We start from the raw sequence: 19,278 nt of genomic DNA on the forward strand, positions 1-19,278 counted from the left end.
TAGGCCTCAGTCCGCGCTGCTGTTGCTGGGCCGGGACAGGTGTTTGCTGAGCCGATCCACATCTGCGGTCAACGCCGCAGCGTCCTGCCCCTTGAGGCGCTTGCCCGAGAGCGTCACCGTCGTCGAATCGTCGGTGCGTCGTACCGTCAACTCAATGTCGCTCGTGCGCCAGCGAAGCCAGGCCACAAGAGCCGCGAGGAAGGGAGCAGCGGTTCCTGGCTCGAGAACCAGTTGCAATGCCTCGAGCACCGGGCCGAGCGTTCCTTGAGCCGGAGGGCGCTCCACCAGCTCGACCCTTCCCCTCCATGCCTCCTCTCCCTGCAACTCAGATCGCAGGGAACGCAGTTCCTCGGTCGCTTTGCTGTCGAGCGTCGACACGAGCACAATCATGCGGCGGCTCCCGGAGAGTGGTACCTGTGCAAGCATTCTGACTCCCTACTCGCATGTGGTGCTGGGAACTTGAAGAACTTGGGCCTGCGGCTTCCCTGGCCTTGTAACATCCCCACGCCCTCGGCGTTCCACCGACTGCCGGCGCTCCCGCTGCCGCTGTACCGGGCCGCCCTCACGGCGGCCCCAAGGTCGACGTGGAGACCCTCGCCGGCCCTCGCGGGACGGTGTCTCGACCGGGCCGTCCCCAGCGGCCGCGAGCGCGGGGCCGCAGTGACAACCCATGGGTGATCACCGCACTCTCGGCACAGGTCGGTGCCGTGCACCTCGGCACGGAACCCTGGCCGCCGTGACTCCGGGCGCGTGGCAGGGATCACAGCGCGTCCCGCCGGACGGACGGAATGCCGTGACCGCCGGAGCGGTTGACCGGCGGTATGCATTAAATGCATGTGCACATACTGTCCGGTACCTCGAGGAGCCCCCGTGACCGTCATCGTTTCCTCCGCCTCCCGCGCGGCCGAGATCCTGTCCCGGCCCGTCACGCTGAACGGCCTGGCCGTCCCGAACCGCATCGTGATGGCGCCGATGACACGGATGTTCTCCCCGGGCGGCGTTCCCGGCGAGGACGTGGCGTCGTACTACGCCCGCCGCGCCGCCGCGGGTGTGGGCCTGATCGTCACCGAGGGCACCTACGTCGGCCACGAGTCGGCCGGCCAGAGCGACCGCGTGCCGAGGTTCCACGGCGAGGAGCAGCTGGCCGGGTGGGCGAAGGTCGCCGAGGCCGTTCACGCGGCGGGCGGCACGATCGTGCCGCAGCTGTGGCACATCGGCATGGTGCGCAAGCAGGGCGAGCCGCCGTACGCCGACGCCCCCGCCGTCGGCCCCTCCGGCATCCGCGTCGACGGCACCGAGGGCATGGGCCAGGCGATGACCCGGCGCGATCTGGACGACGTCATCGGCGCATTCGCCGAGGCCGCCGCGGCCGCCGAGCGCATCGGCTTCGACGGCGTCGAACTGCACGGCGCCCACGGCTACCTTGTCGACCAGTTCCTGTGGGCGGACACGAACCGCCGCACCGACGCCTACGGCGGTGACGCCGTGGCACGTACGAAGTTCGCGGCCGAGATCGTGGCAGCGGTCCGCGAGGCCGTCTCCCCCGATTTCCCGGTGATCTTCCGCTACTCCCAGTGGAAGCAGGAGGCCTACGACGCAAGGCTCGCCGAGACCCCGGAGGAGCTGGAGGCGATCCTCGCCCCGCTCGCCGCGGCCGGCGTCGACGCCTTCCACGCCTCCACCCGCCGCTACTGGCTCCCCGAGTTCGAGGACTCGGACCTGAACCTGGCGGGCTGGACCAAGAAGCTCACCGGCAGGCCCACCATCACGGTCGGCTCGGTCGGCCTCGACGGCGACTTCATCCACAGCTTCAGGGGCGAGGGCGCCCCGGTCCGGGGCATCGACGAGCTCCTCGACCGCCTGGAGCGCGACGAGTTCGACCTGGTCGCGGTCGGCCGCGCCCTGCTCCAGGACCCGGAGTGGGCGGCGAAGGTCCTGGGGAACCGGTTCGAGGATCTGAAGCAGTACGACGCGGCGGCGCTGAAGACGCTGAGCTAGGGTCCTTCGTTTGGATCAGACCGGGTCAGTGAGCGCCTCTTTCCCCACGCCCCAAGGGCGGAGGGGGAGAGGCGCGGTGCCAGGGCACGCGAGCCCGGTCAAGGTCCAAACGAAAGGCCCTGGCTAGTCCGCTCCCCTGCTCAGCCACCGCCCGGCCGCCGCCAGCAGCGCCCGGACGCCGAGTTCGATGGTCGGATCCTGGAGCGGGGCGTAGTCGGGCGAGTGGTTGTACGGGACTCCTGGCGGCAGCCCGCCGTCGACGAGTACCACCGGGTCGGGGTTTGGGAACAGCTTCGGGTCCGCTCCGCCGAAGTGCCAGAACACCGACGGCACACCCATGGACGTGCCGAAGGCGCCGAAGTCCTCGGTGCCGGTGATGGGTTGCGGAAGCGTCCACACCTTGCCCTCGCCCAGCTCCGACTCGAGTCCCGCCATGGCCGTCGCCGTCGCGTCCGCGTCGTTGACGGTCAGCGGGAAGCTGCTCAGCAAGGTGATGTCCGGTTCCTTCGGCGCACCGGACGCCAGGGCCTCCGCCCGCACGATCCGCTCGACGGCGGCGATCACCCGGGTGCGGACGGTGGGATCGGAGCTGCGGATGTTGATCGTCATCGCGGCAGTGTCCGGGATGACGTTCTCCTTGGTGCCGCTGTGCAGTGAGCCCACCGTGACGACGGCGGCCTGGTTGGCGCCCACCTCGCGGGACACAACGGTCTGCAGACGCATGACGACCGCTGCTGCCATCACCACCGGGTCGACGGCGTTCTCCGGCGCCGACCCGTGGCCGCCCCGGCCGAAGAGCAGGACGCGGAAACTGTCGGAAGCGCTCATGACGGTGCCCGGACGGGTGGCCGCGATGCCCGCCGGAATGGGTCCGACATGCTGCGCCAGGCACACGTCGGGGCGAGGGAAGCGCCGGGCGAACCCGTCGTCGATCATCGCCTGCGCTCCGCTGACCTCCTCGGCGGGCTGGAACACGGCGACGACGGTGCCCCGCCAGGCGCCCCGGTGGGCAGCGAGCAGGGCCGTCGCGCCGAGCAGACAGGTGACGTGCATGTCGTGTCCGCAGGCGTGCATCACCGGGACCTCGTGGCCGTCGGCGTCGATCCCGGTGCATGTGGAGGCATACGGCAGGCCTGTCGATTCCAGCACTGGCAGGCCGTCCATGTCGGCGCGCAGCAGGACCACCGGTCCGTCCGCCGATCCGAGCACCCCCACCACACCTGTGCCGCCCACGCCCTCGGTGACCTCCCAGCCCTGGCTCCGCAGCCGTGCGGCCACGACGGCCGCCGTCCGCACCTCCTGGAACGACAGCTCCGGGTGGGCATGCAGGTCCTGATAGAGCTCCCGCAACGCGGGGAGTTGTGCGTCGAGTCCGGCGAGGAGGGGTGAGGGTGCGGTCACGGGTGGGTCCTTCCATGGCGGTTGCGCAGACCGAGCCGCGGCCGGTGGGCCGGCGGGGGGGGCGACGCCGACCGTCTGCCCATCGAGTGTCGTTCTCAACCGGCCTACGCGTACCGGGGGACTCCGAGCCGCGGCGGACCTCCGTGGGCCCGCCCGACGGCGACCTCGGTGATCGCCCTCCTGGAAGGCGCCTTCATGCTCGCCCGCGCATCGCGCTCCACGACCCCGGTCCTCGTTGCCGCACCCGCCGCGGCCGCCATCGTCAGGGCCGCCGCGGACGCCCCGCCGGTCAGACGGTGAACTCCCTGATCACGGTGTTCCTGAAGACGGCGCTGCCGTCGACGGTGAACAGCGCGAGGCCGGTGTCGACCAGGTAGGGGAAGGCCTCCATCGAGTGCGTGTACCGGCCGTCGTCGAAGAAGACCTCGACCGTGGTGCGGTGCCTTCAGGCGGCTCGAGGGATCCCGCCGGCCTCGAGGTGCGTCGGCGCGCGGAGATACTGGCCGTGTCCGATCAGCCGCGGCCGGTCCCTTACCACCGGCCTCCGCCACCACCGCGCGAACCGTGTCCACCGCGCAAGCCGTATGAACCGCATGAACCGTGTGAACGGTACGAGAGGAACATTCCGTGATCGTCGTCGCCGGTGAGGCCCTGATCGACCTGGTGCCCCAGGCCGGCGGTGGTACGCCGACGCCGCTTCTGCCCGCCCGCGGCGGCGGCCCGTACAACACCGCCATCGCGCTCGGGCGCCTGGGGGCGAAGGTCTCCTTCTGCTCCCGGATCTCCACGGACGCCTTCGGCGAGTCGCTGGTCGAGCGGCTGAGCGAGGAGAACGTCGACGTCGGGCTGGTCCAGCGCGGCCCCGAGCCAACCACCCTCGCCGTCGCGTCGATCGGCACGGGCGGCTCCGCGGCGTACAGCTTCTACGTCGAGGGCACCGCGGACCGGCTGTTCCAGGTGCCCGACGCGCTGCCGGCGGCGACCCGGGCGCTGTCGTTCGGCACGTGCTCGCTGGTCCTCGAACCGGGAGCGAGCGCCTACGAGGAGCTGATGCGCCGGGAAGCCGGTCGCGGGGTGTTCGTCGCGCTCGACCCGAACATCCGGGCCGGTCTGATCCCCGACCCGGACGCCTACCGGGAGCGGTTCCTCAACTGGCTCCCTCATGTCTGTCTGCTGAAGCTCAGCGAGGAGGACGCACAGTGGCTCGGGCCCGACGTCCGGGGCTGGCTGAACGCCGGACCGGGTGCGGTGGTGATCACCCATGGCGGGGACGGTTTGACGGTCTTCCCCCGGAACGGGGACGAACGCTCCGTGCCGGGCGAGAGCGTCCACGTCGTGGACACCATCGGTGCTGGCGACACAGTGAACGCGGCGCTGCTGCACGCGCTGGCCGAACGGGACCTGCTGACGCGAGACGCCCTCGCCGATCTGCCGGGGCAGGAGTGGGACGAGGTCCTGCGCTTCGCCGCCCGGGCGGCAGCACTGACCTGCTCGAAGCCGGGCGCGGAGCCGCCGTACGGGGATGACCTGTAGGGCTTGCCGGCCCGGCCTGGCGGGCCCGGCCTGCGGGCCCGGCCTGGCGGGCCGCGCTCGGTGGTTTCGCCAGTCCTGGCCGACGGCCCCAGTGGTCCCGGCCGCTCCCGCGTCCTCTGTGGTACTGGTGCTCGCCACCGTCTCGCCCGGCCCGGGCGGACGGCCGCCGGGCGCCCGGCAGCGCCGCCTCATCAGCGTCCCGTCGGTGCGAACGATCTTGGCACCGCGGTGGTCCCGGTCGTCCGGCAGTCTTGGCCGACTTGACCGACGGCCGCCCCGGCGACCCCGAGGTCGCGGCGGTCCGGGCGCCCGCGACCGCCCCCGGCGGCCCCCAGGGCCCCGACCGTCCCGGCCACCCCGGCCGTTCCTGGGTGCCCCGACGGTCCCCCCGCCGACCGTCCCCCTGACCCCGGGTGACGTGCGTCATTTCTCCTCGGACGCACCGGCTGTATCTTCGCCCCACTATGTACGTCACCCCGTTTCCTCCCGACCGGGCGGCCCCGCTGTGCATGCCGATCTGTCCCCACTCATAGCGGCGACCGCCACCTGGCTCACCCGCGCCTATCCGCCCACCGGTGGCGCGATGTCGTCGGCGCTCTGCGAGGCGCAGGCTCGTCAGGCCGTCACGGCCGCCGCCCTGCTGCGCTACCCGACGCCCATGGACGCCTCACTCGTGGCCATGGCCGGCCCCGGCGGCTCCGCCCGGCTCGACTTCCTGAGCAATTCGGACCGCCGTACGCCGGTTCCGTCGGAGCAGCGCGCCTGGCGCACGTGGGTGGACGAGGTCGTCGCCAGCTGGGCCGCCTGCCTGCTCAGCAGCGCAGAGCTCGCCTCGGCGGCGGTGGCCGGCCTCGCCGACGGCGCGACCGGCGCCTACCGGCGTCTGGTGTCGCCCGACGAACGCGACCGGCAGGCGGCCGCACTCCTGCGCCATCCCGACCTGCTGGCTCCCGTCGCCGCCCTGCACCACGGCCTGCTGCGCGCTCGGCTCGGGCTGCCCGTGCCGGACTTGGCCTGACCTCTCGTTCCAGCGCATCCCGCCTCACCGCACCGCCGGTGAGCCTGCGTGGGTGGATCTTGTGTGCTGTCCCCCGCCGCGTGCGCGCGCCGGAGCGGGACACCCGCGTTAATGTCGCCGATGAGGCGAGGCAGCAACGCCCGTGGGGGGATTCTTCGCAGCAGCGAGAGAGGACGCCAGGACAATGGGACACGGCGGGAATGTCATCCAGGAGCTGACGGCCGACCACCGCGAGGTCGACCAGATGTTCGCAGAGATCGAAGCCCAGCGCGTCGGAGACCCGCGCCGACGGGAGCTGGCGGACGAGCTGACCAAGGAACTCGTGCGGCACTCCGTCGCGGAGGAGGAGTACCTCTACCCCGCGGTGCGGCGCTACGTCGACGACGGAGACGACCTGGCGGACGAGGAGGTCGCCGACCATGCAGAGGTCGAGCGCATGCTGAAGGAGCTCGAGGACTGCCAGTCCGACGACCCCCGGTTCGACACCCTGATCACACAGCTGAAGTCGGCGGTCACCTCGCACGTCGCCGACGAGGAGAAGCGGCTCTTCCCACTCCTCGCCGAGTCGTGCAACGCGGACCTCCTGATGGAACTCGGCGAGAAGGTCCGCCGCGCCAAGGAGTCCGCCCCGACGCGCCCGCACCCCTCCGCTCCGTCCACGCCGCCGGCCAACAAGCTCCTGGCTCCCGGCATGGGGATGGTGGACCGGGTCCGTGACCTCCTCACGGGCCGCGCCCAGGGCTGACCGGCGAGGAAGCGCCTTCGACCACCGGGCCGGGCCGAACGATTCGGCCCGGCCCGGTGGTGTGCGCGGCGCGGGTCTCCGTGCCTGGCCCGGTGGTGTGCTCGGCGGCGGTCGCCCGCCGACGTCAGACCTGGACGCCGGGGACGCCGTCCTCGACGACGGCCGTCGCGCGGGTGGTGATCGGCGCGCCGGGACGGGTGACGTACGGCAGGACGCGGAAGTCGCTCGTCCATCGCTTGCGGTCGACGCGTACACGCACATAGCCGCGCTGTCCGTTGAAGAACTTCATGTGCGGGTTGGCGGCGAGGAAGCGCGTGCCCTCCGCCGTCATGTCGGCACCGTCGCCGCCGCTGGTGATCGACGTACCGACGAACTCGCTGCCGACCGTGGGCGATTCGGGGTCGGCGTAGTCGCGCTTGAGGTCCCAGGCGTAGTTCTGGTGGCGGTCGCCGGTGATGACGACGAGGTTGCGCACCCCGCGGTCGTCCGCCTCGGCCAGCAGCCGGTTGCGTTCGGCGACATAGCCGTCCCAGGGGTCCATCCAGACGGTGGTGCCGGGGCCGGCGTCATGGTCGGTCTGGCCCATGGGGGCCTGGTTGCCCAGCACGTGCCAGCGGGCGGCGGACCGGCTGAAGCCGTTCAGCACCCAGGTGCGCTGCTCGGCGCCCAGCAGGCTCCGGTCGGGGGCGAAGCGGTCGGCGCAGTCGGCGGAGATGCCGTCGCCGCACGGCTGGTCGTCCCGGTACTGGCGGGTGTCCAGCATGGTGAAGTCGGCAAGCCGGCCGTAGGAGAGCCTGCGGTACATCTGGACGTCGGGGCCCTTGGGCAACTGCGTGTGCCGCAGTGGCGCGTGCTCGTACAGGGCCTGGAACGCGGCTGCCCTGCGCTGCACGAACGCCGTCGGGTCCTGGTCCTTCTCGGGTATGCCGTCGGCCCAGTTGTTCTCCACCTCGTGGTCGTCGAAGGTCATGATCCACGGGAAGCGCGCATGTGCCTGCTGCAGCGGGGCCTCCGACTTGTAGAGGCCGTACTGGAGCCGGTAGCGGGCGAGGTCGACGGTCTCCGTGTGGAACTTGGCGTCGGTGGCCACCCCGCGCTTGTTCGTCTTCACCCCGTACTCGTAGAGGTAGTCGCCCAGGTGCACCACCAGGTCGAGGTCCTCGTCCGCCATGTGCTCGTAGGCGGTGAAGTAGCCGTCCTGCCAGGCCTGACAGGAGGCGAAGGCGAAGGTCAGGTCCTTCGGGGTCGTCCACGGCAGCGGGGTGGTCCTCGTGCGGCCCACGGCCGAGATGTCGGTGCCCACGCGGAACCGGTAGTAGTACACCCGGTTCGGCCGGAGCCCGCGGATCTCGGGGTGCACGGAGTGGGCCAGTTCGGGCGAGGCCACCACGCTGCCGCTGCGCACCACGCGCCGGAACCGCTCGTCGTCGGCCAACTCGTAGTGCACGCGGACCGGTTTGGCGGGCATGCCGCCCATGCCGTCCTCGGCGAACGGGTCGGGGGCCAGGCGCGTCCACAGCACCACGCCGTCGGGCTGCGGCTCGCCGGAGGCGACGCCGAGCGAGAACGGGTTGCCCTTCATGGCCGGGGCGGCGAAGGCGGAGCCGGAGCCCCACTCACCGGTGCCGAGCATCAGTGCGGCGGCACCTGCACCGCCGAAGCCGAGCAGCTGCCGCCGGGATACGGGACGAGCGCCCACAGGGTCCTCCTTGGCTGTTCGGTGTGAACCGCCAGAAGTCTTTGGTGGGTTGGTGTCCCGCGATGGCCCGCGATGTGGCCGGTTCCCGAGAAGTACGTGAACACGACAGCCGTCCCGCGGGGACGGGGGCGCGGGCCGCGACGCCCGCCCGGCGTCAGCTCTTCCGGGCCGTGCTGTCCGTGTCCATCAGAGGGGCCGGGTGGAGGGCGTTCATGGTGACGCCGGTGCTCGAGAGCTCGTGGACCGGCTCGAATGTCGCCGTGATCATCGCAAGCTCACTGCGGCAGTAGGCGCGCAGCGCCTCGAGCAGCGGGAGCAGTGCACGGTTGAGGACGTACGGCGCGAGGTGGTTGACGACGAAACAACTCCTGTCCCTGCGGGCCCAGTTCACGTCGCGACGGGTCGACACCGCCACCGGCGACGGCGTTGTTCACGAGCCCGTCGAGCCGGGGCTCGGTGTCCAGAATCCGGGTGCCTGGTGTCACCCCCACCAGCGTCGGCCTTCATTGCTGGTGGCCAAGGGCTCGCCGTACCGGTTCAATGCCTGCGGTCATGGCTCTAGGAACCTGTAGGCACCGGCGTTACCCTCCGGCGCATGATTTCCACGGTGGTCTGGGGTACCGGCAACGTCGGCCGCGCGGCCATCCGTGCCGTGGAGGCCCATCCCTCCCTGACGCTCGCGGCAGTCGTCGTCCACAACCCCGACAAGGTCGGCCGCGACGCGGGAGATCTCGCCGGCCTCGGCCGCGAACTGGGGGTCGCCGCGACCGACGACGTCGAGGCGGTGCTGGCCGCCGGGCCGCGGGCGGTGGTGTACGCGGCCTCGGGCGACATCCGGCCCGACGAGGCTCTTGCCGACGTGGTCCGGGCGGTCAGGGCCGGAGCCGTCGTCGTCACGCCGTCCATGTATGCCCTCTACGATCCCCCGAGCGCACCTCCGGAGCTGCGGGACCCGGTGCTGGCCGCCGTCGCCGAGGGCCGCGGCTCGATGTTCGTCTCCGGTGTCGACCCCGGCTGGGGCAACGACGTGCTGCCGCTGCTGATCAGCGGGCTCGGGACGACCGTCGACGCGATCCGCTGCCAGGAGATATTCGACTACTCCACCTACGACCAGCCCGACTCGGTCCGGTATCTGGTGGGAATGGGCCAGCCGATGGACTACGAGCCGTTGATGCTCGCGCCGTCTGTGCCGACCATGGTGTGGGGCGGGCAGGTCCGGCTGATGGCGAGGGCGCTCGGCGCCGAACTCGATGAGCTCCGCGAGACCATGGAACGTCGCCCGCTGGACGCCACGGTGCGGACCAGGACGATGGGCCAGTTCGAGGCGGGCACCCAGGGCGCGGTGCGCTTCGAGGTGCAGGGGATCATCGAGGGCGAACCTCGCATCGTCGTCGAGCACATCACCCGCATCCACCCCTCCTGCGCACCCGAATGGCCCGCGCCGCCCGACGGCAGCGGGGCGCACCGGGTGATCATCGAGGGCCGCCCGCGTATCGAGGTCACGGTCGAGGCCACGGACGAGGGCGAGAACCGCTCCGCGGGCGGAAACGCAACCGCGGTGGGCCGGCTTGTGAGCGCGATCGACTGGCTCGTGGATGCGGCACCGGGCCTCTATGACGCGCTCGACGTCCCGCTGCGCCCCGCAGTCGGCAAGCTGGGAAGGAGACGACGATGAACATCGACATCCCCGAGGGCAGGAACGCGATCGAGTACGTGTGGGGTGAGATGGTCCCCGGCATCGGTACCGCCGCCGCGGACTTCTCTCTGGCGGTGTACGCCCACACCACCCTCGGGCTCCGGGAGTTCGAGGCCGGGCGGCTGCGGATCGCCCAGATCAACGGCTGCGCCTTCTGCCTCGACTGGCGGACCGAACGCGACGGCGAGAAGGTCGAGGACGACTTCGCGGACGCGGTGACCCGGTGGCGCACCACCCCCGCCTTCGACGACCGCACCCGGTTGGCCGCCGAGTACGCGGAGCGGTACGCCCTGGATCACCACGGTCTCGACGACGAATTCTGGGGCCGGATGACGGCGCACTACAGCCAGGTCGAGATCGTGGAGCTGAGCATGAGCATCGGATCGTGGCTGGCGTTCGGCCGGCTCAACCATGTGCTGGGCCTCGACACCGTGTGCACGCTGCCCGGTCACTGAGGTGATCGGGACGGCTCGGTCGTGCCGGCCGGCCGCCACCGTCACAGGTCGGTGGCGATGATCTGCTCGATGTTCCGTTCGGCGAGTGCCGTGATGGTGACGAACGGGTTGACGCTCGCGTTGCCGGGGATCAGCGAGCCGTCGATGACGTACAGGTTCGGGTGGCCGTGGAGCCGGCCGTAGTTGTCGGTGGCCTTGTTCAGTACCGCGCCGCCGAGCGGGTGGTAGGTGAGATGGTCGCCCCAGATCTTGTACGTGCCGAAGAGGTCGGTCCGGTAGATGGTCCCTTCCTTCGCGTTGATCCTGTCGAAAATGGTCCGTGCGGCGTCGATGGACGGCTGCTTCCAGGCGGTCTGCCAGTCCAGGTCGACTTTGCCGGCGGCGGCGTTCCAGGTGAATGCGGCGCGGTGCGGGTTCTTGGTGATGGACAGGTAGAACGAGGCGTACGTCTCGATGCCTGTGGGCAGTGGTGCGACCTCGGCGAACGCACCGCCGGCCTGCCAGTTGTCGATGCCGGCGGTGGGCATGGACGCCTGGAGCTTGCCGGTCGCGTCCCACATGTGGTTGGCACGGCCGCACATGACGTTGCCGTTGTCGCCCCAGCCGCTGCCGATCTCGCCGTTGAGGCGGGGCAGTGCGCCCGTGGCCTTGAGCTTGGTCAGCAGTTTGGACGTGCCGACGCTGCCTGCCGCGAAGAACACCTTGTCCGCGGTCACGGCCTTGGTGGCGGTGACGTCTCCGCTGGTGTCGATCTGTTCGATGACGACCGTGTAGCGGCCACCGGCCGCAGGGGTGACCGAGGTGACCTTGTGCAGCGGCGAGACGGAAACCTTGCCCGTCGCGGCGGCCTGGGCGAGATAGGTCTTGGGCAGCGACTTCTTGCCGTGGTTGTTGCCGAACAGCACTTCGCCGACCAGCGCCGACTTCGGGACGGCTCCGGCCGCTTCCTGTGCCATGTAGTCCCAGTCGTACACGTTGGGCACGAAGACGAAGGGAAAGCCCGAGCGCTCGGCGTGCTTCCGGCCGACCCGGGCGTACTGGTAGCAGTCCGCTGCCTCCCACCAGCCCTGGTCGACGTGGCGGACCCCGAGCCCGGCGTTGGCGCGCGGGTAGTGGACGCCGTACATCTCGTCGGCGTTCACCGACGGGAGGATGGCGCCGAAGTTCTCCCGTCTCGGGGTCACGGCCATGCCGCCGTTGACGAGGGAGCCGCCGCCGACACCGCGGCCCTGGTAGACCGTGATGCCGCCGAACTCCTCGGCGTCCAGGATTCCGGTGTATCGGGGTACGTCCTTGTCGAGCGGGAAGCCGAGGAAGTGGCTGAGGGGCTGCTTGGTCCTGGTGCGAAGCCAGAAGGACCGGAGGTCCGGCCGGGTGGTGTTGGCGAAGACCTTGCCGTCCGGACCAGGGGTGTCCCAGGCCATCCCCATCTCGACCATGTGCACGTCGACGCCTGCCCCGGCCAGGCGTAAAGCGGCGACGGAGCCGCCGTATCCGGTGCCGATGACCAGGACCGGTACATGCGCCCCGTCGGCGATCGGGGCCGTGGAGGCAGAGGACTTCCTCTGGGCCGCGGAGGCGCTACCGGCGAGGATCACGGCCCCGCAAAGAGAACCGGTTCCAGCGATGAATGCGCGGCGCGACAACCCTCTGGAACACGGATCGTGCGCGGTGGGAGGCGTCATGTGATGTCCCTCACTTTCGAGTGAACGGCAACACGTTCTACTGCTGCGCGTGCATGAAGTCACGACATACCGATAAGTAACTTCTGTCCGATCATGCACCTTTGACGGTTCTGCACGACTTACGACCGCCGGGTCGCCCTCTCCCACGGAAGGGCGGCCCGGCGGTTCGGCTCGGTGCGCTCCTGCGCCCCGCGTTGCAGGCGTCGACGCGGCTACTCGAACCGCGCGGTGTCCCCCGCTCCTCGGCGCACGATCTCGAGTTCGCCACCGGAGAAGTCGATGACCGTCGTCGGTTCCGTCCCGCAGTCGCCGGAGTCGATCACGGCATCGACGACATGATCGAGTCGTTCCTTGATCTCCCAGCCCTGCGTCAGCGGCTCCTCCTCGTCGGGCAGAAGCAGGGTGCTGGAGAGAAGCGGCTCGCCGAGGTCGGCGAGGAGGGCCTGCACGACGGCGTGGTCGGGGATGCGGACGCCGACCGTCTTCTTCTTCGGGTGCAGCAATTGCCGCGGCACTTCCTTCGTCGCCGGAAGGATGAAGGTGTAACTGCCGGGCGTGGCAGCCTTGATCGCGCGGAAGACGTCGTTGTCGACGTGTACGAACTGGCCCAGCTGCGCGAAGTTCTGGCACACGAGGGTGAAGTGGTGCCGGTCGTCGAGATTGCGGATCGACCGGATCCGGCTGATGCCGTCACGACTGCCGAGCTGGCATCCCAACGCGTAACACGAGTCGGTGGGGTACGCGACGAGCGCGCCGGACCTGATGCTGTCAGCCACAGTGCTGATGGTGCGCCGCTGAGGATTCTCGGGGTGCACGTCGAAGTACTTCGCCATCCGCCGAGTCTAGGGCTCTCGTTTGGGTCTTGCCGGACTCGCGCGCCCGCCGCCCCTGCTGCCGTCAACTGCGCGAGCCCGACGGTCAGTCCTTGCGGGAGGCCACCAGTTGGCTCACGTACCGGACGCTGCCGCAGTCGGCGTCCAAGTACTTCGCACGCGCTTCTAGGAACGCCTTGCCCAGTTCCTGCCGGCGGTCGTCCTTGACGTTCTCACGCGCGTCGTTGAGCAGCGTCCGCTCCTCTTCGTCAGCGTGGTGGTTGACGGCGGTGACGAGCTCTTCGAGCTTCTCCTCCCACTCCTCGGTCGTGGTGTCCGCCACCTGGAGCAGCGCGAGCAGCGCTTCGTTGGCTTCCTCGTGCTCGTGCACGCCGTGCTCGACGTCGTCCTCGTCCACGTTCTTGTATCGCCGCAGAGCGGGGTAGACCTCGTCCTCCTCGGCCGAGGCATGGGCGATGAGCAGCGCGGCGAACTCGCCGACGGCGGCCGCGCGATCGGCTTCGACATTGCGCATCGTGCGGAAGAGCTCCTCCATCCTGCGGTGGTCCTGCAGGATCAGCTCCACTACATCGTTGGTGACTGCCGACATACCGGCTCCTCTCTCTCGCTGGGTGGCCCGACCGGGCGGATACCCCGGTATCCGCACGTCAGACCTACCGGGGTCGGCGCATGGTGTTGTCCGCCATCGGGCGGAGAGGGGCGACGGGACCGCAACGCCGGTTCGCCCGCGTGCTGCCGGCCTGCCCAGGCGGATCACCCGTATGCCCCTGTTGACGTGCCGTCGGTTGACGGCGCAGGAAGCCTAGGATCCGTCACTGGCGTTGATCATCACCTCCCCCTGCCCCGAGATGCGGGGGAGTTTCCTGACCGGAGGGGACGGAATGTCGCACAGCTTCGGCAGGACCCGCTGGAAGCGCTTCGCCGTGGTCCTGGGCGCCGGCGTCACGGCCGCCGCAGCACTCGGTGTCGGAATGGCGCAAGGAGCGCTGGCTGCGTCGTTCTTCATCTCCGGTCACAGGTTCCAGGTCGGTGCGGACACGATCCATGTCCGTGGTCTGAGCATTTACGGCATGGTCGACGTGACCAGGAAGGGCACGCTCGTACCGGTCGCGGTCACGGGCATGCGGTCGGCGAGGATCAGCGGGCTGTGCCAGTCCGTGGTGGCTCCGGTCCCGGTCCTGGGCCCGTACACGCTGAGGCTCACCGGCGGAGACCGGGAGACGACCGAGGCGAAGAACCTGTTCATCGACACGACGGACCTGTCGGTCGGGCAGGCGAACCTCGACGACATCGACATCGGAGTGGCCGCGGGTGCGGTCCGTAAGGGGCCGATCAACCCGGAGGACAGGGACTCGCGGTTCTTCGACCCGAACGGTTTCGCACAGCAGTCGGTCTCGGCGGTCCTGACCGACGTGGAGGCGACCGCGGTCGCGGTTTCCGCAAGCACGATGAAGGTCCCCGACCTCCGCCTGCAGCTCGACCAAGGCAGACACGAGTGCTTCTGACCTCTCGGCGCAAAAAGCGCTCCGCGCCCGCTTCCCCTTCACATCGGAATGTGTTCGATCTCTACGGCAGACGCCGGGAGGTGCGTGCCGCCGCCGCGGACGTGCGGCGAGGATTCCGGGGGTGGCGGCGCGGACGGCCGTTCTGGGCAGGGCTGTTCACCCTCGCGGCCGGTCTGCCCATCATCTACTTCCCCTACGTCCACCTGACCGTGGCCGGCATCCCGCTGGCGCTGTCCACCACGGCCGGCGCCGGTGCGCTGATCATCGGTGTCCTGCTGATGGTCCTGGGCGTCACCCTCTGGTTCCAGCAGCAGGTGCGGGCGTTCGCCGGGATCACGACCCTGCTGCTCGTCCTCGTCTCGTTTCCCGTCGCGAACTTCGGGGGTCTGTTCCTCGGCATGATCTGCGGGCTCGTCGGCGGCTCACTGGCGTGTGCCTGGGCACCGCCCACGGACGATGCCGAGCCGCCGAACCGCAGCTCCGGGGCCTTCCCGGTGGAGGAAGGCCCCCAGTGAAACGTGAGGACCCTGCCGGCTGTCCCGCGGCGAGGCCGGATGCCGAGCCCCGCCGCCCTGTCCGCACTCGGCCGGAGACCCGTGTGAGCCGCCGGGCGTCGCGGTTCCTGACCAGGATGCCGGCGCTGGCTGCTCTGCCGGCGGCCCTGTTGCTGGGAGCACCGGCAACCGGCGGCACGCTGCTCGACCCCGGCGCGAAGCGCGAGACGACGCGCGCCCGTGCCGCGACCGACCGCCCCGGGAACGTCCCCTGGGTGATGCGGGCCGACAGACTCGTTCTGCACGGCAGCGCCTTCCATGGCCTCGTCACCGTTCGCACCGCGGCCGGGCCGCAGCAGGCTCTGAAATTCACCGCCCGCTCGATGGACATCGCCGACCTCGACCTGGCAGCGAGCCGCGCCGGCGTGACGGTGCGTCTGCGGGCCGGGTCCGGGACCACGTCCACGATCAAGGGCAAGAACGTGGTGACCCTGTACGCCGGGAAACTGTCCGGCACGGTCACCGGTCTGGGCGGCGCGCCGCTCCCGGCGGACCGCAGCGTCACCGTGACTCCGGACGCCCTGCCTTCGTGGCTCTCCCGCACCGGCGCTCCCACGCGCACGCTGACGTTCGAGAACGTGACCGTTTCCCAAGTGACCCAGTTCGGCGGCGAGCTGTCCGTCACGGGATCGGTCCTGTCCGCAGCGACCCGGTGACCGGTAAGGCAATGGCCCCGTATGCGGGCGGCCGGCCCGGGAACGTCACCGGGGCCGGCCGCGCGCGCATGGTCGCAACAGGTGTCAGCCGATCTCGATGAGCAGATCTCCCGCCTCGACCTGCTGGATCTTTCCGATCGCCAGCCGTGTGACCGTGCCCGCGGCCTGCGCGGTGATGGAGGCCTCCATCTTCATCGCCTCGATGGTGGCCACCGTCTGACCTGCCGACACGGAAGCGCCCTCCTCCACCTGGAGCGTCACCACGCCCGCGAACGGCGCCGGGACATGGTGATCGTTGCCGCGCTCGGCCTTCTCCGCGGCCTTGACCTCGGTGGCGACGGACTCGTCCCGCACGGACACCGGACGCAGCTGGCCGTTGAGCGTGGCCAGCACCGTACGGAAGCCCCGCTCGTCGGCCTCGGAGATCGCCTCCAGCTCGATCAGCAGCGTGACACCGGGCTCCAGGGTGACCGTGTGCTCGGTATCCGGCTCCAAGCCGTAGAAGAAGTCCTGCGTGGGCAGCACGGACGTGTCGCCGTACGTCTCGCGGTGAGCGTCGAACTCCTTGGTCGGACCCGGGAACAGCAAGCGGTTCAGCGTCGCCCGCCGGTCCCCTGCCAGCCCTTGTCGCTCCTCCTCCGACAGGGTCGGGGTCTGGGCATGCGCGGGGCGGCCCTGGAGCGCACGCGTGCGGAACGGCTCGGGCCAGCCGCCGGGCGGGTCGCCCAGCTCGCCGCGCAGGAATCCGATCACCGAGTCCGGCACGTCGAACTTGCCGGGGTCGGCCTCGAAGTCGGCCGCCTCGACCCCTGCTCCGACCAGATGCAGGGCGAGGTCTCCCACCACCTTCGAGGACGGTGTCACCTTGACCAGCCGGCCCAGCATCCGGTCGGCGGCGGCGTAGCAGTCCTCGATCAGCTCGAAGCGGTCGCCGAGGCCGAGCGCGATGGCCTGCTGACGCAGGTTCGACAGTTGTCCGCCGGGGATCTCGTGGTGGTACACGCGTCCGGTGGGCGAGGCGAGCCCCGACTCGAAGGGTGCGTAGACCTTGCGCATCGCTTCCCAGTACGGCTCGAGTCCCCCGACCGCGTCCAGCGAGAGTCCGGTCGCGCGCTCGGTGTGGTCGGTGGCCGCCACGAGCGCCGACAGGGACGGCTGGCTGGTGGTGCCCGCCATCGAGGCGACGGCGGCGTCGACGGCGTCGACGCCCGCGTCGATCGCGGCGACCAGCGTCGCGAGCTGACCTCCCGCCGTGTCGTGGGTGTGCAGATGCACCGGAAGGTCGAAGCGCTCGCGCAGTGCGGTCACCAGAGTGCGGGCGGCGGGCGGGCGCAGCAGGCCGGCCATGTCCTTGATGGCCAGTACGTGCGCGCCGGCGTCGACGATCTGCTCGGCGAGGCGCAGGTAGTAGTCGAGCGTGTACAGTTCTTCGGCCGGGTCCGACAGGTCCGCGGTGTAGCACAGGGCGACCTCGGCCAGCGCGGTGCCGGTGGACCGTACGGCGTCAATGGCAGGACGCATCTGCGAGACGTCGTTGAGCGCGTCGAAGATCCGGAAGATGTCCATGCCGGTCGCCGCCGCCTCGGCGACGAAGGCGTCGGTCACTTCGACGGGGTAGGGCGTGTAGCCGACGGTGTTGCGCCCGCGCAGCAGCATCTGTGTACAGATGTTGGGCACTGCCTCGCGCAGGGCGGCGAGTCGCTCCCAGGGGTCCTCTGCGAGGAAGCGCAGGGCCACGTCGTACGTGGCGCCGCCCCAGCACTCCAGGCTGAGCAACTCCGGTGCCGTGCGGGCGACATGCGGGGCGACGGCCAGCAGGTCGCGCGTCCTCACCCGGGTGGCCAGCAGGGACTGGTGCGCGTCGCGGAAGGTCGTGTCCGTGACCGCGACGGCCCGCTGCGCCCTCAGCTCTGCCGCGAACGCCTCGGGTCCGAGGGCCGCAAGGCGCTGCCGGGAGCCTTCGGCGGGCGGACTTCCCAGGTCGGTCAGCGGGAGCTTGGCGGCCGGGTCGATGACCTGGGGACGCGGACCGTGGGGACGGTTGACGGTCGTCTCGGCGAGATAGGTGAGCATGCGGCTGCCGCGGTCGGCCGAGGGGCGCGCCCGGAGCAGCTCCGGGTGATCGGCGATGAAACTCGTCGTGACACGGCCCTCGCGGAAGCCGGGGTGGTCGAGCACCGCGCCGAGGAAGGGCAGGTTGGTCGCGACTCCGCGGATACGGAACTCGGCGATCGCACGCCGTGCGCGGCGCGCGGCGTTGGCGAAGTCATGGCCGTGGCAGGTCAGCTTGACCAGCATCGAGTCGAAGTGCGCGGACACTTCGGCGCCGGTGTGGACGGTGCCGCCGTCGAGCCGTACGCCGGGACCGCCCGGGGAACGGTAGGCGGAGATGGTGCCGGTGTCGGGGCGGAAACCGTTGGCGGGATCCTCCGTGGTGATACGGCACTGCAGGGCCGTGCCGTTGAGGACGATGTCGTCCTGCGCCAGATTCAGATCCGGCAGCGTCCTGCCCGCGGCGATCCGCAACTGCCCGATCACCAGGTCCCGTCCGGTGACCTGCTCGGTGACCGTGTGCTCCACCTGGATGCGGGGGTTCATCTCGATGAAGACATGGTTGCCTCGCTCGTCGACGAGGAACTCCACCGTGCCCGCGTTGACGTACCCGATGTGCCTGGCGAACGCGACGGCGTCGGCGCAGATGCGCTCGCGCAGCTCCGGGTCGAGATTCGGCGCGGGCGCGATCTCGATGACCTTCTGGTGACGCCGCTGCACCGAACAGTCCCGCTCGTAGAGATGGACCACGTTCCCTTCGGCGTCGGCGAGGATCTGCACTTCGATGTGGCGCGGGTTGACGACGGCCTGCTCCAGGAAGACGGTGGCGTCCCCGAAGGCCGACTCCGCCTCGCGCATCGCCGCGTCGATCGCCTCCCGCAAGTCGGCGGGCTCGGCTACGTGCCGCATGCCGCGGCCGCCGCCGCCGGCGACGGCCTTGACGAACACGGGGAACCCGATGGAGTCGGCCACGCCGACCAGCGTGTCCACGTCCGTGGACGGCTCGGACGATTTCAGTACGGGAACCCCGGCCTCACGGGCCGCCGCCACCGCGCGGGACTTGTTGCCGGTAAGATTCAGCACGGAAGCGGGCGGTCCGACGAAGGTGATCCCGGCCTCTGCGCACGCGGCGGCGAGGTCGGGGTTCTCCGACAGGAAGCCGTATCCGGGGTAGATGGCGTCGGCACCGGCCTTGCGCGCGGCCTTGATCACCTCGTCGACCGAGAGGTAGGCACGCACCGGATGGCCCTTTTCACCGATCTGGTAGGCCTCGTCCGCCTTGGCGCGGTGGAGCGAATTGCGGTCCTCGTAGGGGTACACGGCCACGGTGGAGATACCGAGTTCGAACGCCGCACGGAAGGCGCGGATCGCGATCTCGCCCCGGTTGGCGACCAAAACCTTGCGGAACATCAATCTCCCCTGTCGTGTTGCGGGCACGCGGCCTCTTG

General features: G+C 70.3%; 16 protein-coding genes and 2 pseudogenes. 9 read left to right on the forward strand and 9 right to left on the reverse strand.

The features are described from left to right. Positions 1 to 6: 6 nt before the first annotated feature. Positions 7 to 390: a hypothetical protein gene (locus tag ACIQ7Q_RS21195; protein WP_403864105.1), complete on the reverse strand. Its 384-nt coding sequence runs from the start codon at positions 388 to 390 to the stop codon at positions 7 to 9. Positions 391 to 834: 444 nt separating this feature from the next. On the opposite strand from ACIQ7Q_RS21195, the gene ACIQ7Q_RS21200 reads away from it, so the two are divergent. Then, positions 835 to 1,998: an NADH:flavin oxidoreductase gene (locus ACIQ7Q_RS21200; protein ID WP_403864108.1), complete on the forward strand. Its 1,164-nt coding sequence runs from the start codon at positions 835 to 837 to the stop codon at positions 1,996 to 1,998. 123 nt (positions 1,999 to 2,121) lie between these two features. Here ACIQ7Q_RS21200 and ACIQ7Q_RS21205 read toward each other — a convergent pair whose 3' ends face one another. Together ACIQ7Q_RS21205 and ACIQ7Q_RS21210 are read right to left on the reverse strand one after the other, a co-directional pair. Then, positions 2,122 to 3,399, reverse strand: coding sequence for an amidohydrolase (locus ACIQ7Q_RS21205; protein WP_403864111.1), 1,278 nt, complete (start codon positions 3,397 to 3,399; stop codon positions 2,122 to 2,124). A gap of 289 nt (positions 3,400 to 3,688) precedes the next feature. Next, positions 3,689 to 3,838 (reverse strand): annotated as a pseudogene (locus ACIQ7Q_RS21210) (GH32 C-terminal domain-containing protein); the annotation flags it as partial. 188 nt (positions 3,839 to 4,026) lie between these two features. On the opposite strand from ACIQ7Q_RS21210, the gene ACIQ7Q_RS21215 reads away from it, so the two are divergent. From ACIQ7Q_RS21215 to ACIQ7Q_RS21225, 3 genes are all read left to right on the forward strand, one after another. Continuing rightward, a complete protein-coding gene (locus ACIQ7Q_RS21215) occupies positions 4,027 to 4,932 on the forward strand; it encodes a carbohydrate kinase (RefSeq protein WP_403864114.1) in 906 nt (301 codons plus the stop codon). Positions 4,933 to 5,437: 505 nt separating this feature from the next. After that, positions 5,438 to 5,950: a hypothetical protein gene (locus ACIQ7Q_RS21220; RefSeq protein ID WP_403864117.1), complete on the forward strand. Its 513-nt coding sequence runs from the start codon at positions 5,438 to 5,440 to the stop codon at positions 5,948 to 5,950. Positions 5,951 to 6,134: 184 nt separating this feature from the next. Next, the gene (locus ACIQ7Q_RS21225) at positions 6,135 to 6,695 is read left to right on the forward strand and encodes a hemerythrin domain-containing protein (protein WP_403864120.1); all 561 of its coding nucleotides are present in this window, start codon (positions 6,135 to 6,137) and stop codon (positions 6,693 to 6,695) included. Positions 6,696 to 6,819: 124 nt separating this feature from the next. Here ACIQ7Q_RS21225 and ACIQ7Q_RS21230 read toward each other — a convergent pair whose 3' ends face one another. Both ACIQ7Q_RS21230 and ACIQ7Q_RS21235 read right to left on the reverse strand, forming a co-directional pair. Then, complete coding sequence (locus ACIQ7Q_RS21230) at positions 6,820 to 8,394, reverse strand: alkaline phosphatase D family protein (protein ID WP_403864123.1); 1,575 nt, start codon at positions 8,392 to 8,394, stop codon at positions 6,820 to 6,822. A gap of 175 nt (positions 8,395 to 8,569) precedes the next feature. Further along, positions 8,570 to 8,864, reverse strand: a pseudogene (locus ACIQ7Q_RS21235) (3-oxoacyl-ACP reductase); the annotation flags it as partial. Positions 8,865 to 8,989: 125 nt separating this feature from the next. On the opposite strand from ACIQ7Q_RS21235, the gene ACIQ7Q_RS21240 reads away from it, so the two are divergent. Together ACIQ7Q_RS21240 and ACIQ7Q_RS21245 are read left to right on the forward strand one after the other, a co-directional pair. Next, complete coding sequence (locus tag ACIQ7Q_RS21240; RefSeq protein WP_403864126.1) at positions 8,990 to 10,069, forward strand: dihydrodipicolinate reductase; 1,080 nt, start codon at positions 8,990 to 8,992, stop codon at positions 10,067 to 10,069. Further along, positions 10,066 to 10,545, forward strand: a complete 480-nt coding sequence (locus ACIQ7Q_RS21245; protein WP_403864129.1) for a carboxymuconolactone decarboxylase family protein — start codon at positions 10,066 to 10,068, stop codon at positions 10,543 to 10,545. The genes ACIQ7Q_RS21240 and ACIQ7Q_RS21245 overlap by 4 nt, the downstream gene beginning before the upstream one ends. 41 nt (positions 10,546 to 10,586) lie before the next feature. Here the strand turns inward: ACIQ7Q_RS21245 and ACIQ7Q_RS21250 are convergent, their stop codons facing one another. The 3 genes from ACIQ7Q_RS21250 to ACIQ7Q_RS21260 form a co-directional block, all read right to left on the reverse strand. Beyond that, positions 10,587 to 12,230, reverse strand: coding sequence for a GMC oxidoreductase (locus ACIQ7Q_RS21250; RefSeq protein ID WP_403864132.1), 1,644 nt, complete (start codon positions 12,228 to 12,230; stop codon positions 10,587 to 10,589). A 212-nt stretch (positions 12,231 to 12,442) separates the two neighbouring features. Beyond that, positions 12,443 to 13,063, reverse strand: a complete 621-nt coding sequence (locus tag ACIQ7Q_RS21255) for an L-threonylcarbamoyladenylate synthase (protein ID WP_403864136.1) — start codon at positions 13,061 to 13,063, stop codon at positions 12,443 to 12,445. 85 nt (positions 13,064 to 13,148) lie between these two features. Beyond that, a complete protein-coding gene (locus ACIQ7Q_RS21260; RefSeq protein ID WP_403864139.1) occupies positions 13,149 to 13,652 on the reverse strand; it encodes a hemerythrin domain-containing protein in 504 nt (167 codons plus the stop codon). A gap of 292 nt (positions 13,653 to 13,944) precedes the next feature. On the opposite strand from ACIQ7Q_RS21260, the gene ACIQ7Q_RS21265 reads away from it, so the two are divergent. The 3 genes from ACIQ7Q_RS21265 to ACIQ7Q_RS21275 all read left to right on the forward strand — a co-directional run bounded on the left by ACIQ7Q_RS21265 (position 13,945) and on the right by ACIQ7Q_RS21275 (position 15,778). Next, positions 13,945 to 14,568 carry a DUF6230 family protein gene (locus ACIQ7Q_RS21265; protein ID WP_403864142.1) on the forward strand — a complete coding sequence of 208 codons (624 nt, stop codon included), beginning with the start codon at positions 13,945 to 13,947 and terminating at the stop codon, positions 14,566 to 14,568. A gap of 50 nt (positions 14,569 to 14,618) precedes the next feature. Next, on the forward strand, positions 14,619 to 15,083 hold the full coding sequence (locus tag ACIQ7Q_RS21270; RefSeq protein WP_403864145.1) for a DUF6114 domain-containing protein: 465 nt from the start codon (positions 14,619 to 14,621) through the stop codon (positions 15,081 to 15,083). An 83-nt stretch (positions 15,084 to 15,166) separates the two neighbouring features. Beyond that, positions 15,167 to 15,778 (forward strand): hypothetical protein, encoded by a 612-nt coding sequence (locus ACIQ7Q_RS21275; RefSeq protein ID WP_403864148.1) that lies wholly within the window; start codon positions 15,167 to 15,169, stop codon positions 15,776 to 15,778. A gap of 84 nt (positions 15,779 to 15,862) precedes the next feature. Here the strand turns inward: ACIQ7Q_RS21275 and ACIQ7Q_RS21280 are convergent, their stop codons facing one another. Then, positions 15,863 to 19,240 (reverse strand): pyruvate carboxylase, encoded by a 3,378-nt coding sequence (locus ACIQ7Q_RS21280; RefSeq protein WP_403864151.1) that lies wholly within the window; start codon positions 19,238 to 19,240, stop codon positions 15,863 to 15,865. Positions 19,241 to 19,278 lie beyond the last annotated feature (38 nt).

Origin of the sequence: Streptomyces sp. NPDC096176, assembly GCF_044763255.1 — a bacterium.
Lineage (GTDB): Bacteria > Actinomycetota > Actinomycetes > Streptomycetales > Streptomycetaceae > Streptomyces.

Excerpts from the sequence above, each read along its gene's own strand:
- ACIQ7Q_RS21280 (WP_403864151.1), bottom strand. The coding sequence starts at position 19,240 with ATGTTCCGCAAGGTTTTGGTCGCCAACCGGGGCGAGATCGCGATCCGC.
- ACIQ7Q_RS21255 (WP_403864136.1), bottom strand. The coding sequence starts at position 13,063 with ATGGCGAAGTACTTCGACGTGCACCCCGAGAATCCTCAGCGGCGCACC.
- ACIQ7Q_RS21240 (WP_403864126.1), top strand. The coding sequence starts at position 8,990 with ATGATTTCCACGGTGGTCTGGGGTACCGGCAACGTCGGCCGCGCGGCC.
- ACIQ7Q_RS21250 (WP_403864132.1), bottom strand. The coding sequence starts at position 12,230 with ATGACGCCTCCCACCGCGCACGATCCGTGTTCCAGAGGGTTGTCGCGC.
- ACIQ7Q_RS21200 (WP_403864108.1), top strand. The coding sequence starts at position 835 with ATGTGCACATACTGTCCGGTACCTCGAGGAGCCCCCGTGACCGTCATC.
- ACIQ7Q_RS21265 (WP_403864142.1), top strand. The coding sequence starts at position 13,945 with ATGTCGCACAGCTTCGGCAGGACCCGCTGGAAGCGCTTCGCCGTGGTC.
- ACIQ7Q_RS21260 (WP_403864139.1), bottom strand. The coding sequence starts at position 13,652 with ATGTCGGCAGTCACCAACGATGTAGTGGAGCTGATCCTGCAGGACCAC.
- ACIQ7Q_RS21225 (WP_403864120.1), top strand. The coding sequence starts at position 6,135 with ATGGGACACGGCGGGAATGTCATCCAGGAGCTGACGGCCGACCACCGC.
- ACIQ7Q_RS21245 (WP_403864129.1), top strand. The coding sequence starts at position 10,066 with ATGAACATCGACATCCCCGAGGGCAGGAACGCGATCGAGTACGTGTGG.
- ACIQ7Q_RS21195 (WP_403864105.1), bottom strand. The coding sequence starts at position 390 with ATGATTGTGCTCGTGTCGACGCTCGACAGCAAAGCGACCGAGGAACTG.